At 46.0% G+C, this 15,453-nt stretch carries 17 protein-coding genes; 10 read left to right on the top strand and 7 right to left on the bottom strand.

Annotated features, from left to right (window positions below; all coding sequences use genetic code 11):
- The first annotated feature begins 81 nt into the window (after positions 1–81).
- The 3 genes from pyrE (at position 82) to METBU_RS0114490 (ending at position 3,219) form a co-directional block, all read left to right on the top strand.
- On the top strand, positions 82–723 hold the full coding sequence (gene pyrE / locus METBU_RS0114500) for an orotate phosphoribosyltransferase (RefSeq protein WP_017841322.1): 642 nt from the start codon (positions 82–84) through the stop codon (positions 721–723).
- Positions 724–867: 144 nt separating this feature from the next.
- Entirely contained in the window at positions 868–2,808 is a 1,941-nt protein-coding gene (locus METBU_RS0114495; protein WP_017841321.1) for a dynamin family protein, read from the top strand.
- 189 nt (positions 2,809–2,997) lie between these two features.
- Entirely contained in the window at positions 2,998–3,219 is a 222-nt protein-coding gene (locus tag METBU_RS0114490; protein ID WP_017841320.1) for a hypothetical protein, read from the top strand.
- Positions 3,220–3,226: 7 nt separating this feature from the next.
- Here the strand turns inward: METBU_RS0114490 and trmB are convergent, their stop codons facing one another.
- The 5 genes from trmB to METBU_RS0114465 all read right to left on the bottom strand — a co-directional run bounded on the left by trmB (position 3,227) and on the right by METBU_RS0114465 (position 10,584).
- Complete coding sequence (gene trmB, locus METBU_RS0114485) at positions 3,227–3,916, bottom strand: tRNA (guanosine(46)-N7)-methyltransferase TrmB (protein ID WP_017841319.1); 690 nt, start codon at positions 3,914–3,916, stop codon at positions 3,227–3,229.
- Positions 3,917–4,488: 572 nt separating this feature from the next.
- Positions 4,489–5,466 (bottom strand): sulfur carrier protein ThiS, encoded by a 978-nt coding sequence (gene thiS / locus METBU_RS0114480; RefSeq protein ID WP_017841318.1) that lies wholly within the window; start codon positions 5,464–5,466, stop codon positions 4,489–4,491.
- A 14-nt stretch (positions 5,467–5,480) separates the two neighbouring features.
- Entirely contained in the window at positions 5,481–6,551 is a 1,071-nt protein-coding gene (gene aroG / locus METBU_RS0114475) for a 3-deoxy-7-phosphoheptulonate synthase AroG (RefSeq protein ID WP_017841317.1), read from the bottom strand.
- Between the two features lie 256 nt (positions 6,552–6,807).
- A complete protein-coding gene (locus METBU_RS0114470) occupies positions 6,808–8,622 on the bottom strand; it encodes an ABC transporter ATP-binding protein (protein ID WP_026130241.1) in 1,815 nt (604 codons plus the stop codon).
- A gap of 21 nt (positions 8,623–8,643) precedes the next feature.
- Positions 8,644–10,584 (bottom strand): DUF389 domain-containing protein, encoded by a 1,941-nt coding sequence (locus METBU_RS0114465; RefSeq protein WP_017841315.1) that lies wholly within the window; start codon positions 10,582–10,584, stop codon positions 8,644–8,646.
- Positions 10,585–10,781: 197 nt separating this feature from the next.
- Here METBU_RS0114465 and METBU_RS0114460 point away from each other — a divergent pair, with 197 nt between their 5' ends.
- The 3 genes from METBU_RS0114460 to METBU_RS0114450 all read left to right on the top strand — a co-directional run bounded on the left by METBU_RS0114460 (position 10,782) and on the right by METBU_RS0114450 (position 11,688).
- The gene (locus METBU_RS0114460; RefSeq protein ID WP_017841314.1) at positions 10,782–11,093 is read left to right on the top strand and encodes a DUF3301 domain-containing protein; all 312 of its coding nucleotides are present in this window, start codon (positions 10,782–10,784) and stop codon (positions 11,091–11,093) included.
- Between the two features lie 83 nt (positions 11,094–11,176).
- Positions 11,177–11,491, top strand: a complete 315-nt coding sequence (locus METBU_RS0114455) for a YbjQ family protein (RefSeq protein WP_017841313.1) — start codon at positions 11,177–11,179, stop codon at positions 11,489–11,491.
- Positions 11,488–11,688, top strand: coding sequence for a DUF1289 domain-containing protein (locus METBU_RS0114450; RefSeq protein ID WP_017841312.1), 201 nt, complete (start codon positions 11,488–11,490; stop codon positions 11,686–11,688). The genes METBU_RS0114455 and METBU_RS0114450 overlap by 4 nt, the downstream gene beginning before the upstream one ends.
- Before the next feature lie 50 nt (positions 11,689–11,738).
- Here the strand turns inward: METBU_RS0114450 and METBU_RS27595 are convergent, their stop codons facing one another.
- Positions 11,739–11,984: a hypothetical protein gene (locus METBU_RS27595; RefSeq protein ID WP_138767049.1), complete on the bottom strand. Its 246-nt coding sequence runs from the start codon at positions 11,982–11,984 to the stop codon at positions 11,739–11,741.
- A gap of 28 nt (positions 11,985–12,012) precedes the next feature.
- The gene (locus tag METBU_RS0114445; protein WP_017841311.1) at positions 12,013–12,387 is read right to left on the bottom strand and encodes a DUF6164 family protein; all 375 of its coding nucleotides are present in this window, start codon (positions 12,385–12,387) and stop codon (positions 12,013–12,015) included.
- A gap of 1,139 nt (positions 12,388–13,526) precedes the next feature.
- Here METBU_RS0114445 and METBU_RS0114440 point away from each other — a divergent pair.
- From METBU_RS0114440 to METBU_RS0114425, 4 genes are all read left to right on the top strand, one after another.
- Positions 13,527–13,757 (top strand): hypothetical protein, encoded by a 231-nt coding sequence (locus METBU_RS0114440; RefSeq protein WP_017841310.1) that lies wholly within the window; start codon positions 13,527–13,529, stop codon positions 13,755–13,757.
- A gap of 261 nt (positions 13,758–14,018) precedes the next feature.
- On the top strand, positions 14,019–14,189 hold the full coding sequence (locus METBU_RS0114435; protein WP_017841309.1) for a heavy metal translocating P-type ATPase metal-binding domain-containing protein: 171 nt from the start codon (positions 14,019–14,021) through the stop codon (positions 14,187–14,189).
- Positions 14,190–14,233: 44 nt separating this feature from the next.
- Complete coding sequence (locus METBU_RS0114430; RefSeq protein ID WP_014146685.1) at positions 14,234–14,524, top strand: hypothetical protein; 291 nt, start codon at positions 14,234–14,236, stop codon at positions 14,522–14,524.
- A 250-nt stretch (positions 14,525–14,774) separates the two neighbouring features.
- Positions 14,775–15,383, top strand: coding sequence for a hypothetical protein (locus METBU_RS0114425; RefSeq protein ID WP_017841308.1), 609 nt, complete (start codon positions 14,775–14,777; stop codon positions 15,381–15,383).
- The last annotated feature ends 70 nt before the right edge of the window (positions 15,384–15,453 follow it).

Here is a 15,453-nt window from a genome sequence, read left to right as displayed (position 1 = left end):
TATGTCTATCGAGGGCCCCGTGACCCCCATACTTAAAGCAATTTACACCTTATCTTTCAAACTATTACATAAAGAAACGCAATGCTTGATTACCAAAAAGATTTTATTCAGTATGCCCTGGACTGCGGCGTGCTCAAATTCGGTGAATTTCAATTAAAGTCGGGACGCATGAGCCCTTATTTTTTCAATACCGGATTGTTCGATACCGGTGCGAAATTGGGCAAATTAGGCGAGTTTTACGCGCGGGCCTTGCTGGAGTCGAAGCTAGATATCGATATGTTGTTCGGCCCGGCATATAAAGGCATTCCGTTGGTTAGCGCGACTTCGATTGCTTATGCTCGACTAACCGGAAGAGATATGCCGTTTGCATTCAATCGCAAGGAAGCCAAGGATCACGGCGAGGGCGGAGTGATCGTCGGTACGTCTTTGTCCGGGAACGTTCTGATTTTGGATGATGTGATTACGGCTGGGACGTCTGTGCGCGAGTCCGTCTCCATTATTAACGGAGAGGGTGCTTATCCTGCGGGCGTGCTTATCGCGCTGGATCGGCAGGAAAAAGGCCCGGATGGGCAATCCGCTACAGAGGAAGTCAGGCAAACGTATGATATGCCTGTCCAAAGTATCGTTTCACTCGAACAGATTATTGAATATTTGGAAACTGTTCAGGATTTAGGCTATCCAGTTGATGCAATTATCGAATACCGCAAACAATACGGTATTTAAAAATAGTTGTGCGTGACTAACAGATTCAACGATATGGTCTACACTTACCCGCATTACATCGTTATACTTCGTTCGCTTCGGTTGCGTGAAAGACTCAAGCGACCTTATCATCTTGCAGACTAATGACCGAAAAAAAGGCCAGCCATGAGGAACCCGGAATTTAAAGAACAGCTGCATGAATATTCGCAGTGGCGCAGTCAGTTGGTACAAGCGATTGAAATGTATCAAGAATGGCGTATCCGTTACGGGATGAACGATGTTCATAGCACCGGGACAATTTTGAATATCCTTAATGGCTTAGAATCGGACCGCGTTACGCTGGCTTTTGTTGCGGAGTTTTCGCGCGGCAAAACGGAGCTGATCAATGCTTTGTTTTTTGCCGAAACCGGTGTTCGATTGTTGCCTTCAGCTCCTGGTCGGACAACGATGTCGCCTACCGAAGTATTTTATGACGAGGAGGGGGGCAGTTATATTCGTCTGCTGAATATAGAAAGTCGCTTAGAAGATATTTCGCTGGCCGAGTATAAAAACAATCCCGCTCGCTGGACACAAATCGATCTAAATTTCGATTCTCCGACGCAAATGCAAGAAGCATTTAAAGAGTTGATCGCCACAAAGAGCGTGCCAAGGGATGTAGCGGATAAATTGGGATTATGGAACGAACGTGAAGCGGCCGAGCAAGGGGTCGTTAATCCTGAAACCGTTGAAATTCCATGTTGGCGCCATGCATTAATCAGTTTTCCGCATCCGTTATTGAAGGAAGGACTTTGTATTCTCGACACGCCGGGCTTAAATGCATTAGGTACCGAGCCTGAGCTGACGTTGAACATGCTTCCAAGCGCTCAGGCAATCATATTCGTTCTAGCTGCCGATACCGGAGTGACGAAGAGTGACTTGGAAATGTGGCGTAATCATGTTTGTAGCGCTAGGGGCGGGAGAAAGCATGGATTAGCGGTCGTCATGAACAAAATCGATTCGATGTGGGACGATCTAGCCGGTGAGACGGGTTATGACGCAGCTATAGAATCGCAAATTAGCACGTCGGCCGGAATTTTAAATATCGACGAATCATCCATCTTTCCGGTATCGGCAAAGCAGGCGCTGCTGGCGAAGGTCAAATCCGATGACGTGTTGCTCGAAAAAAGTCGGTTATATTCCTTGGAAAAATATTTGTCCGACGACATCCTGAAGCAACGGCGGCAAATATTACTCAATACGATTAAAAAAGATATCGGTTTTTTGGTGGGCGAATCGTCTAATCTTACCGACGGTAAGTTGACCAATGCTACCAAGCAATTGGAGGAGTTCAAGAAGCTGGATTTTGAAAATCATGAAATGACCGAAAAGCTGATGGCCGAAACCCGCGACAGGCAACAGCATTACATGATCAATGTCGAAAATTTTCAAGCCAGTCGCAAGGTTTTTAGCGTGCAGGCAAAAATCCTTATTGACTCGTTTGCCAAGGAAAAAGTCGATGAGATCATCCGGCAGACTCGGGAAGATATGACCAAGAGTTTAACGACATACGGCATGAAGCAGCAAATTCGTAAGTTGTTCGACGATTTACGGGATTTATTGCAAGACGCAGTCGATACGACTAATGAAACACGCCGTTTGGTTAAAGCGATTCATAAAAAGTTTCAGGACGAATACGGTTTCAAGGAAATCGAACCGCAACTTTTCTCGATTAAGCAATATCAGTTCGAATTAGAGCAGATCTTCGAAGAAGGGGAAGTATTCCGGACCAGTGCAAAAACCACATTGACTGAACAAAGCATTGTAATTAATAAGCTTTATAGTACGTTAATTAGTAAAGCGCGAAATATTATGAAACATGCCCAAAAAGACGCCGCCGCCTGGAGTAACAGCGTGCTGACACCGTTGATGCATCAAATCAAGGATCATAAAAAACAGATTGAAGGGCGTTTGCAAATGCTGAGAAAGATTAATGAATCCAAAGGTAGCGTTGCTGAAAATATAGCGATTCTGGAGCAAGAGCTAGAGCCGTTAAAAAGACAGCGAAGCGAATTGGCCACGATCATTAAGGCGATGCAATTGGATATGTCGGCTGATAGTGAACAGTAAACAGTGAGAAGTAAATAGTGAACAGGGAACAGTGAACAGAGCACTTCGGTTGTGAGCTCTGTTGTATGATTTTCTCGGATACGCCTACACAATGCTTAATGTGTTCTCTTCTTGGTGTTGTCGAATGACGCAATTGCCTTTCGCGCCTTTTTTATTTACACAGATATTTAGTACTCAGTCATTTTTACAATGTCGGGTAAAAATAGTTTAGCTCAGCGTAAATCCGCTCATCCTTCGGCAGGTTCTCAAGAAATGGATTTTTATGCGTTTAAAATCAATATCTTGACAAGATGTAAAAATACAAAAAAATACGTCAAACAGCGATTGTTTCATAGTAACGCCATGCGACCGAAGGGCGCTTACTTTGCTCAGGACGAACGGATTTACTTTTCCCCGGCAAAACAAGATTGACTGAGTACTAGTTTTTTTTAAAAATCAAATCCCAAACGCCGTGGCCGAGGCGTAGTCCACGGCTTTCGAATTTAGTTAAGGGCCGATAAGAGGGACGCTCGCTAAATCCTCCGCCGGCTTCGGCATTATTAAGATCCGGTGCATTTAATAATACCGCCAGCATATGCTTAGCATAGTTTTCCCAATCCGTCGCGCAATGAAAATAACCGCCCCGTGTCAATTTTGCCGTGACCAAATTGACGAAGGCCGGTTTGACGATACGCCGTTTATGGTGACGTTTTTTCGGCCAAGGGTCGGGAAAAAATAGATGGACACCCGCTAGGCTTTGATCGGGGATGCTTCGGGCCAGAATCTCGACTGCATCATGGCAAAAAATTCGGACATTGCTCAGTTCGCGCGCTTCCAGTTGCATAATCAAATGGCCGACGCCCGGTCTATGCACTTCAATACCGATGTAATCGCAACCGGGGTTCGCCTCGGCCATGTCCGCGAGGCTATCGCCGTTTCCGAAACCGATTTCGACGATAACCGGCGCTTCGCGTCCGAAAATTTCGCTGAAACAGCATTCGATACCGGGCTCCAGGCCGTACTTATCCCAGGAATCGGTGAGTGCTTGCTGCTGGCCGGCGGTGATACGGCCTTGACGCCGCGAAAAGCTTCGGATTTTGCCGGCGTTGGATAAATCGGGGGAATTCATGCTGACGGAGTTCGGCGTTTATATTGCAATATTAATGAATACGGCTGAATCGGTTGGGTTAGCGAAGCGTAACCCAACAGTTCAGTGCGAATGCATGTGCTTAGAGTTGAAAAAACAGCCAAGCGAATCCTATTTGGCAGTTTAATCATGAAGCACATGAAGTATTTCAAGAGATTACCTAAAGTTCATGAAAGTCTGGTAATCGCCCCAGTAAATGAAAGTGCTAGGCGTTGGGGAGGGTGCGGTCACTCGCCCGACAGGACGCCGTGAATACGTCCATGTAGGCTCGACGGCGGCTTTCCCTGCCGCCGACGCCTGAACCGCACCCTCTCCGGAACCGGCATTTTCTCTGCCGAGCTTCTTATATCGAAAAATTAGATAAAGAGCCAAAATCTACGAACTTCCACAGTAATATTTCCGCTAATCTTTTGGGTGAACGAAAGTTCTATGCAAACGCATAGCAAGCCCAGCTTTAACATTTTTCGGTATTTGGGTCATGGGTGCTTGATTTGTTTAGGCTGGGCAAGTTATTGAATTAACTTACACTTGACCTTCAAAGTCTTTTTCTAGGTTTAAAGAAACAAACCGTCGATCGGCGACGAAGCCGAAGCGAATCGTTTTCTTGGCATGCGTCCGGCTAAAAATGCCAGGCGACCGGCTTCGATTGCTTTTCTCATCGCTTCAGCCATCATGACCGGATGTTGGGCGGCGGCGATCGCGGTATTCATTAGCACGCCATCGCAGCCGAGCTCCATCGCGATAGCGGCATCGGAAGCCGTTCCGACGCCGGCGTCGACCAGAATCGGTACGTTGGCGTTCTCGACGATGGTCAAAATGTTGTATGGATTACGAATGCCCAATCCCGAACCGATCGGTGCAGCCAATGGCATCACCGCAACACAGCCGATATCCTCCAGTCTTTTTGCGGCAATTGGGTCGTCATTGGTATAAACCATCACATCGAAGCCGTCCTTGACCAATAATTCCGCCGCAACATACGTTTCGGCGACATCGGGGAATAAGGTTTTTTGGTCGGCCAAGACTTCCAGTTTGACCAGTTTATGGCCGCCCAATAACTCTCTGGCCAAACGGCAGGTCCGCACAGCATCGTCGGCAGTGAAGCAACCGGCGGTATTCGGCAAGATCGTGTACTTATCAGGCGAAATTACATCGAGTAGATTGGGTTCGCCCGGGTTTTGGCCGATATTGGTCCGTCGGATCGCGACCGTAACGATTTCAGCACCGCTAGCTTCGATAGCCAGGCGGGTTTCCTCCAGGTCTTTATACTTACCTGTGCCGACCAATAAGCGCGAATGAAAGCGGGTGCCGGCTACGGTGAAAGTATCGTCTTGGCCGCCGCCGATGGCATGAACGATTTCGAGACGATCGTTGTCTTGCAGCGTTTGCTGCTCGTAGCGGTCGAATGGCAGGATTTCTTTATTCAATTCAACCGCGATGCGTTTGCCGCTTAGCCCAATATCGGTTATAACCCGCGCGACCGTTGTCGCTTCCGGATACTCGCGGGATTCGCCATTTAACAATATGTTCACGTTTACGCTCCGTTTTAATTTTCAGTCTTTCTGCGTGCAACGACTGCCGCAGCAAGATCTTTCAACAACTGTATCGAATCTTCCCAGCCTAGGCAGGCATCGGTAATACTTTGTCCGAAAGTCAACGGTTTGCCGGGAATTACATCCTGGCGTCCGGCCTTTAAGTGGCTTTCGATCATGACGCCGATGATGCGTTTGTCGCCGCAGGCTATTTGCCCGCCGACATCCTCGCCGACGATCAGCTGACGTTGATATTGTTTCAAACTATTCGCATGGCTGAAATCGATCATAATGCGCGGTCTTAATCCTGAGTTTTCCAGCCCCTCCGCGACTTTTTCAACGTTGACCGCATCGTAGTTGGGCTGGCCGTTGCCGCCGCGTAAAATAATGTGAGCATCTTCATTGCCGCGCGTCGAAAATATCGCCGAACGGCCTTCTTTCGTTAACGAGAGGAAGTGATGGGGGCTCATTGCGGCGCCGATTGCGTCGATCGCGATTTTGATCGAGCCGTCGGTCGCGTTCTTGAAACCGACCGCACAGGACAGACCGGAAGCCAATTCGCGATGCACCTGACTCTCGGTAGTTCTTGCGCCGATGGCCCCCCACGAAATCAAGTCGGAAACATACTGCGGTGTGATTAAATCGAGATATTCGGTTGCGGCCGGCATGCCCAGTGTGTTTAGATCCAGCAATAGGCGCCGGGCAATACGCAGGCCTTTGTTGATATCGAAGCTGGAATCCAGATCGGGATCGTTGATCAGACCTTTCCAGCCGACCGTCGTTCTGGGCTTTTCGAAATAAACCCGCATTACGATCAGAAGATCTTTGTTCAATTCGTCTTTGATCGTTTTGAGTCTTTTTCCATACTCGATCGCCGCTTCCGGATTATGAATCGAACACGGGCCGATCACGACTAACAAGCGGTCGTCATCTCCGGTTAATATGTCATGAATTTCGGCGCGCGTTTGCAGCACCGTAGTCGCCGCGAGTTCATTCATCGGCAGTTCTTCGTGTACTGCAACAGGCGCGATGACTTCTTTCGTTTCACTGATTCTTAAGTCATCGGTGTTATATTTGCTTAACATAATAGTTATCCAGCTTGAAAGTGCGCGGAGAGTTAAAAGCCGCTCATTTTAACTTTTTTCACGACCGTTTTGTTAGTTTTTGCTAGGCTAGTCTGTAAAGTGATCTATCGCACACCTATATAGATCGAACCGTCGCTTAGTAAAGCAATGATTGTCAGAACAATTTTCTCCGCTTGTTCAACGACAAAGGCGGTTTAAACTATTCCGCTAACCGCTAACCGCTAACCGCTAACCGCTAACCGCTAACCGCTAACCGCTAACCGCTAACCGCCTCTTCCGGCAAAAAGCCTCCTGCCTGCATTGACCAAAGCCGATGATAAAATCCTTTTCGATCCAGTAATTCATTATGGCTGCCGTCCTCGACGATTCGGCCGTTGTCGAAGACCAAAATGCGGTCGAGATGGGCGATCGTCGATAAACGATGCGCAACGGCGATGACGGTCTTACGGCCCATGGCTCGGTCGAGATTTTCCTGAATGGTTTTTTCAGTGACCGAATCCAAACTGGATGTGGCTTCGTCAAGAATAAGAATCGGCGCATCCTTCAGCATGACGCGAGCGATGGCGATGCGCTGACGCTGTCCGCCGGACAGCTTAACGCCGCGTTCTCCTACCAGGGCATCGTAACCTTCTTTCATGTCTTTGATAAACTCGTCGGCGTGAGCGAGATCAGCTGCGCCAATGATTTCCGCATCCTCCGCATCCAGTTTGCCGTAACCGATATTTTCTTTGAGGCTGCGGTGGAACAAGCTCGGATCCTGAGGAATCAGGCTGACCTGTTCATGCAAGGAATCTTGAAATACGCCAGCAATATCGACATCATCGATTAGAATCGCTCCGTCTTGAGGCTCGTAATTGCGCAGCATTAGCGCGACAAAGGTCGATTTTCCGGACCCGGAAAAACCAACTAAACCAACCCGTTGCCCCGGTTCGATGATGACGTTCAAGTCTTCGAAAACCGGTTGCGAGGGATCGTAACCGAAACGAACATGACGGAACTCGATCCTGCCATGTGTCACGATTAGAGGTGTAGCTTCAGGTTTGTCGACAATTTCGTGAGGACGAACGATGGTATCGATACCGTTGGCAACATTGCCGACATATTCGAAAAACTCTAAAAAACGTCGTGTTAGATTACGGGCATCGCTGATAATCAATAACGCCAAGGCAATACTCATTGTAAAATCGCCGACACTGATTATGCCGCCTTCCCAAAGTGTGAGCGCATAGTAGACCGTGCCGATCTTGAGTGCGGCGGCGGCAATGAATTGAAACCAACGGACCCGTTCCATATACCAAAATGTGCGGCGTCCGGCCCGAACTTCGGTTTCCAAATATTCATTCAAATAACGGCGTTCGTAATCGAGCCGGGCAAACAACTTTGCGTTAAGCATGTTGCTGACCGCGTCGACGATTTTGCCGTTGACCTGACTGCGAGTCGCGGCGTAACTTTTTGCGTAATGCTGACAGCGGGTGGCAAGCCAATAAGAAATGGCAATATAGGCCAGTACCCAGCTTGCAACGTATTGCCCCAAACCCTGATGAACCCCTAGCAATAAAAAAATCGACACGCTAAAGGTTATTGTAATTGGCCAAAATTCGCACAAAACCGACCACGTTGTATGATTGACACTGATCGCGGTTTCGCTAATGCGATGCGCCAGCGCTCCGGCAAAGTGGTGGCCGAAGTAGCTAACCGAGTGATACTGCAAATAAGCAAAAAGTTTTTGTGTTGTTCTTTGCCGCAAACGAGGTCCGATAATAATCAGCAATGCACCGCTGGTTCGACTGAAGATGATCTCGGCCAAAGCCAAGCCTGCCAGCAATAGCAATGGTTGTTGCAATGTTTTCAGTACCGGGCCGGTGTCCCCGGTCAATGAAGCGACGCCATCCATAATGGCCTTGACTGCATAAGGCACCAGAATATTGCATGCCGCCTGTCCGGTCTCGAGAATTAACATTAACGTCAATAGACCCGGGAAACTGCTAATACAGTACAGGATAAATTTGACCGTACCGGTAGGAAGGTTCGGAGCTTCTCTAGCGCGTTGGAAGGGAGAGGAGTTAGACATGATAACTGATAATTTAAAAAATTACGGGTGATTATATGCCGAACTAATAATTTTCAATGTGACTTCAATCTTAACCGGTTGATCAAGGAGTTTTTCGATATCGATTCGAAGCACTTCAACGTCTTGTGAGCTAATGTTTTCGGAGCTGCCCAATACAGCTGAAAGGCAAAGGGTGTCGCCGGCCGAAATGACCCTGACGTCATCAAGCTGAATAGTTTTGCCATTGACCATATAAGTCTGGCTTCCGACGGCTGAGGTAATTCGGCCATGGTTAATATCGGTCATTAACGAATCGTAGAGTGGAATGCTCACCAACGCGATTAATAGCAGCGAGAACCCAAGGCCCCAATTAATGCGAATTACGGTGGAAAAGCCCAAAAACAGAAACGTTAGCGCGCCGGTCATGGCGATTCCGGCAAAGTTAGTCAGAAATAATAAGCCGGCGCCGCTGACAATTACCCAATCGTGCCAAGCTAAGCCGATACCGATTACGCAAAGTGGTGGAACTAGCGCAACGGCAATCGCCACGCCGGGAAGGCTTTTCAGTATGTTTTCTTTGGCGTGAGCATAGGCGGCGGCCATACCCGATACGATTGCGACACCGAGGTCCAATAAACTCGGTTGCAATCGGGCGTGGATTTCTTCAGTGATCTTTTCGTAAGGCAATATTAGCGTTGTTAAAGCCGATACCGCAATGGCGGCTATAAGGCCAATTAAAAACACCCAAATCGCATTATTAAACAGTTTGCGGTCATTACGCAAAATAGCCATCGATAGCGACACGATCGGCGCCATTAGTGGTGCTAGGATCATTGCACCAATCACGACCGGTGCACTGTTTAAAAATAAACCGAATGTCGCCAGCATGCTGCTCAGCACCATCAATACCAAAAACGGCCCGGAGAGTTGGGCATTTTCCTTGAGCATTAGGAACAGGTCCTTAAAGTCGTCTTCCTGCGCAACCGAAAAAAATGGGACTTTTTTCCGCAAACGCTGCAAACGCACTTCGTTTTGAGGTAGGTTATTGATTTTTAGAGTTTCCTTTTCTGCCTCATGGGTATCATGGACGAATTTGAATTGTTCGCCGACAATGATCTTAATGCTGTCCGGTATGCATTTGAAAAACAATGTTTCTGCTTTACAGGGGCGCCCGTCTATCCAATAATCCAATTTCTTCGAAGTGCTCAGTGTGAGTTCGCGGGTTTTGATATAGCTAACCGCTTTAGGAAGTCTTGCGGCTGTTCGGTTTTTATAATAAAAACAATCCAGCAAAAAAAACAGATAATCGACAGTTGAACAAGGCGCGACCAGCATGGCCGATAGCTTATTGTCTTGAGATGATATCGTTTCGTTGACCAAGTTAGCCGCAAACGCTTCGATATCGTTTTCAATGATTAATACACCGGTGACCGCAGTTTTGATTTGATCGCGTTTTTCGGTGGCAATGCTCAAATCGAATGGTTTCAGGCGGGTAAGGCTAGCGGCATTTTTGATGAGATGAATTAATCTTCTTAACAAGGATTGCCGTTCGTAATATTGTTGGCGAAAATTAAAAAAAGGTACATAGCCGACCATCACCGATAACAAAACGGCCTCGTCATTACACAGTAACAAGTCGAGATCGATAGCCTTATTTGGCGAGATGGCAAGCGGTAACGCTTTCTCGATTTGGGTCGGAATGTTGAAAAGGCGGCAGACGATTGACGATTTATGTGCGGGCAGCAGTCCTATACTGAAGTGGTATCGATGCGCCTGGTTGAGTAACAAAGAAAGATCTGCGCTTTCCAGCAGGCTCACTAGATGGTGTCTTCCATTAAGTTGTTTTTTGGGATTAAGCAAAAAATCGTTCAATAAAAGAGGTTCGAGTTCGATGCCGTATTGTTGCGCCGATTCTTGTGCGCCATGCAGTTGTTTCGGCTTTATATGATGATGGATCAATAAAATTTTTTGCAATGAGTTCATAATAATGCCTCTCTAGAAGTAAAAACGTTTCGGCTAAAACTCCACTGCTTTCATTAGCTAATACCGTAGTTTCATGGGCGAAAGATAAACGTCTCGTTTGCTAAGCCAATAAAATTCGGATAGATTGCACCGATTGTTAGGTCGTATTAGAGGAATCACTCGATCTTTACACTAATACGCAATTTTAGGGGCGACCGATGCAAGTTGAAGTGCTTCTGATTTTTTTATTGATTGTAGTTCTTTTCTGTTGGTCGGATGCTTTGTCGATTAGAGAATATGCTTATCTGGCCGCAAGAAAACACTGTGCGGATATGGATGTGCAAATGTTGGACGATTGTGTCGCATTAAGTCGGATGACGTTTAAAAGAGATGAATTCGGTAAGTTAAGGTTGATGCGTTCTTTCGAATTTGAATTCTCGGCGTCGGGCGATGATCGTTATATCGGGTTGATAACGATGACCGGTCGGTGCATCGAGTCGATTCAGATGCCGCCTTACCGGATGGTATAAAATCAACGGCGGCATGCTGATCTAGTTTTATGCCCGTTTGTAAGCGGCGGGCCTAGGCTTTTATTTAAAAAGGAAAATTAACAATGATTTTTACAACAACACCGGATGTGCCGGGACGAGAGATTACTGAAAACTTGGGCGTGGTAGTGGGTAATATTGTGCAATCAAAGCATGTAGGGCGCGATTTCATGGCGGCTTTAAAAGGATTGGTTGGCGGTGAAATTAAAGGCTACACTGAAATGTTAGCCGATGCTAGGGACCTTGCCATTGAACGAATGGTGACAGAAGCACAGCGTCGCGGCGCCGATGCTGTGATTAATATTCGGTTTACGACCAGTGCGATCATGGCCAATGCGTCCGAAATCATGGCTTATGGAACTGCGGTAAAACTCAAATGATTCAGCATAAACGCGTAGACTCCCCTTGTGTCGGTAATTGCTGTCTCGACGACGCCGATGTTTGCTTAGGTTGCTATCGCACGCTCGAAGAAATCAAATCTTGGGGGGTGGTAGATGATGAAGCGCGTATCAATATTCTTAACAATGTTTCGCAAAGGGCCAAGCAAAAAGTGTATTCCGATCGTGTAAGTTGTTGACCTAGGAACGGAGCTAGGCGTCGAGTTAAAAGTAGTCGTTTTTGCAAAGCTTATTCGCGGCTTTTGGGATTGATGATTGAATGGCGACTAATGCCAATGCCATGGAATACGTTTAATGTAAGGATGCCGGGCAGAATTACACCGAAGAAATTATATTTCAGCCTTATTAAAGCTGTGTTATTTAACACAGTTTTAATAAGGCGTTTTGCCATAGCGCCAAACTTTAAGGAAAAACGCTGCATTCCGGTAGGAATCGGCGAAATCCAGTGCAGGGATGGCAAGGCTTTTATATTCATGTTTCGAGGCGAATGCCCAAATGACCGCTCAAGGCACTGTAAAGCCGAATTCGAAAATCAGCTTTACAGATGCATAAAGTACCAATGCGATAGCGGCAAGATAAACCAACAAGCGGATAGAATTATGCTTAAGGTTGCCTAAAAGTGTTGGTGCTTTGCCTTCTTTTTTAAGTTGTTCGTACAATGCTCGCTGACTCAGCGCCCGCTGCTTTTGATATTGATGCAGTAGGATTTGTGCTTGTTGGAGTTGGGTTTGATCATTAAGCCACAAAGCCGGCATCGAAATTCCCCAGTTACCTGCCGACGTTTCATAAAAGTCGATCGAATGTTCGCTTAGAAGTTCGCGAACTTCCTCGGCTTCGTCTTCTGGTACCCCTCTGAGTGAAAATAGTAAATGCGGCATAGTTTATGGAAAAAAATAATGGGTTTATTAATCAGCAATTCCCAATTTGGAGATCAAAAAGGGTGTGGGGTATGCTTGGCGAGGATGTCGGCAGCAGGGCAGATTTTTGCTCCTCGGCAATTGCTCCTGCATTGCCCTACTACACGCCATCCTTGGCGTTCGAGCTGCCGCCAAGCCCCCATGGATGGGTTTACGGCGTTCCTCGACAGGCATACCCCACACCCTAAAATCGGCGAAACTGCTCAAACTGGGAATTGCTGTTTATTAATATTGTATGCGATAACGGTGTGTTCTTTCATTACTATGAATCTAGCTTATATAATTCAATGACTTAGTTCATAGGCGCTACATTTATTAGGTTCTGTATGCGGTAAAAGTTGAAAACTCCTGTCACTACCGGAAACGCTTAAGGAACGAGCATGAAATAAATTAGACAACTGTTGAAGGAGGGGGGTTGGTGGCTCGATTGACAGGTGTCGGCGGCAGGGCAGATTTTTGCTCCTGCAAAATCTGCATTCATGCCATCCATGGCAATCAGATTCCGCCGTCAAGCCTAAATGGACGTATTCACGACGTCCTGTCAAGCGAGTCACCAAGCCGCCACAAAGCCTACTACTTGTATAAGTTATACCCATCGTAGATCAAAATTCGGCACCGGGGTGCCCGTCAAAGGACGCCGTGAATACGTCCATGTAGGCTCTATGCCAGCATCCATGCTGGCAAAGCCTTTGCCGAGCACCCCGGCGCCTCCTTAAGCATCGCCGAAATTTGAAGTGCGAAAGGTATACTTTGTACATATTCCTAACTATTCAAAGTGAATTTTAGGGTACGCTACGCGTACCTGATGTCGGCGCAGAGTATTCCTGTATCCGCAATACAAAAACTGGCTTGCCTCGAACGACACGCTCCGCAATGAGAAAAAGAAGACCTGTCGACATTTTGATCGGAAATGAAACAGTCTGTTTCTAAAAATAGGTCAAATGACACAATAAAACTGTGTTATTTAACCTATTTTTTTATTGACCGCCTCTTCCGTATTTATTATTTATAATAAAAACAAATAGTTATAAGTTGGCATTCATTCTGCTTATGTTTATAGCATTGAGTTAATTGCTTAATTGTCTGCAGAGGTAAAAAAAATGAGTCAAGATTTAGCGCGTGTGGAAAATGAAGTCAATTTTGATAACAATGGCGCCCTGTTAGTGGGTGCCGGTTTGGCTGTAGCATCCATGATAGTGTTGCCGGCGTTGGCAATGCGGTTAGGCTTGGGTGCAAGCTTGACTGGTGCATTAAGAATCGCGTTAATGAAAGCATCAAATCGTGCCGCGAGCGGCGCTTATCGATCATCGACAAAAACGGCCGCTTCGTAATTATTCCCTTTGCTAGTCAAATTTCGGTGCCGGAGCGTTTTTTAACGGACACTCCGGCGCCGAATTTTGTTCTACGATGGGTATTTTATGATTGGTTCTCAGCCCGTTCTATACTTTTCCTATCAAACAACTTTCTTTGTTAAATTAAATTGTCATTAATTCTCATGAGCTTGCTTTAGCTCTTAGAGTAAGCGCTTGTTGTGTAAAATTTATTTTGCTAATATCCGCCGTTAGGAAATGAAATCAAATCAAGAATTCAGAATGAACGATACCAAAAAAGCTTGTGATTTATGTGGTTTAACGGTGGAGACGCCGGGGTTCAAGTTGAAAACCAAAGAAGGTGATAAAGATTTTTGTTGTGAAGGATGTAAAGGAATTTATCAGATGCTGCACGAGGATCAAATTCTACCTGAATCCGAAAAATCCGAGTAAGCCTAACTTCTATCATTAAATTGAATAATTAAGGAAAAGACTATATGAAACATGTGCACGGCAAAACCGCACAACAGGGGATGAATTCCATGTCTAAAGAAATTGTTAAAGGTTCGATGGCTTCTGCAACGGTTCAAGGCGGAAGCAAATTGCTCGGTAAAGCGGCCAAGCATCCGTTATTGGTTTTCGGCTTAGGTGTAGCCGCCGGTTACGTGATCTATAAATATCGTAAGGAAATTATTTCGGGAACCACGAAAGTGGTCGATGCCGGAAAAGATTTTGTTTTGCAACAAAAAGAGAATTTAGAAGATATCGTTGCAGAAACAAAAGAATAATAGCTTATAGGTCGAAGCTGAAGTCGATTCATCCTGGATAGATGAATTATTGTTATACTTCGGTCATATTTTGTTATGGCATGATTATTTTATTCGACGCCGATAAGGATATAAGAGATAGTGACTGCACTAATCAATAAAAGGGTCGAATAGAAATCCGCGAATTTGTTTATGCGGAGTATTTAACGGGTGTTCTGTACTGATTTGTCGGAACGCCCGTTTTTGTTTCTACTAAGGCAATGTTTGAATTATGGCTATCCAAAGAAGTTTTGTGTTGCGTTATCGGGAGAACGGACATGTCAGGTTTCAAATTCCCTCGGAAGCCTGCGATTCCGCTGCGGCTAAAGCGTTGACCGAAAAATTGCTTGAACTCGACGGAGTTTATCGGGTCGTGCTATATCGGCGACAACAAAAATTATCGATACGTTTTCAAGAAACGATTTGCGAGTTCGAATCGCTGGTCAAGCAGTTGTATCAAATCCTAGCCGAGATTGAGAAAACTGGGCTTTTTAATCCGAAGCCTATAGCCAAATCGAGGCTATGGAAAGTACGAGCCATTAGTAATAAAGCTAAACCGGGTCCTCTCAATTGGTTTAAACGAAAATACACCGATGCCAAAGATACGGTACATGCCGCTAAAGTCGTCGGAAAAATCGGTTTAAAAAAACCCAAAGCTTTTTTAAACGATCCTGAAAAAGCCGTTATCGACTTTTTAAACGATATTTTAGTGCTGTTTCTGATCAAGTTGCATTGGCAGCACATTACCCAGCAATGGATCGTGAAGCCATTCAAATATCGTTATGAATGGATGGCGATCTTCTATATGTTTTATTTATTGATACGGTCACGTAAAAAATAAATTCTTTATTTCTATGCCGCCTTGTGCGGCATAATTTTCAAATCGCAGTATTTGTTGTTATTCACTGGCC

This window comes from Methylotuvimicrobium buryatense 5G, from assembly GCF_000341735.1.
Classification (GTDB): Bacteria; Pseudomonadota; Gammaproteobacteria; order Methylococcales; family Methylomonadaceae; genus Methylotuvimicrobium; species Methylotuvimicrobium buryatense.
This window is presented reverse-complemented; position numbering and strand designations above follow the sequence as displayed.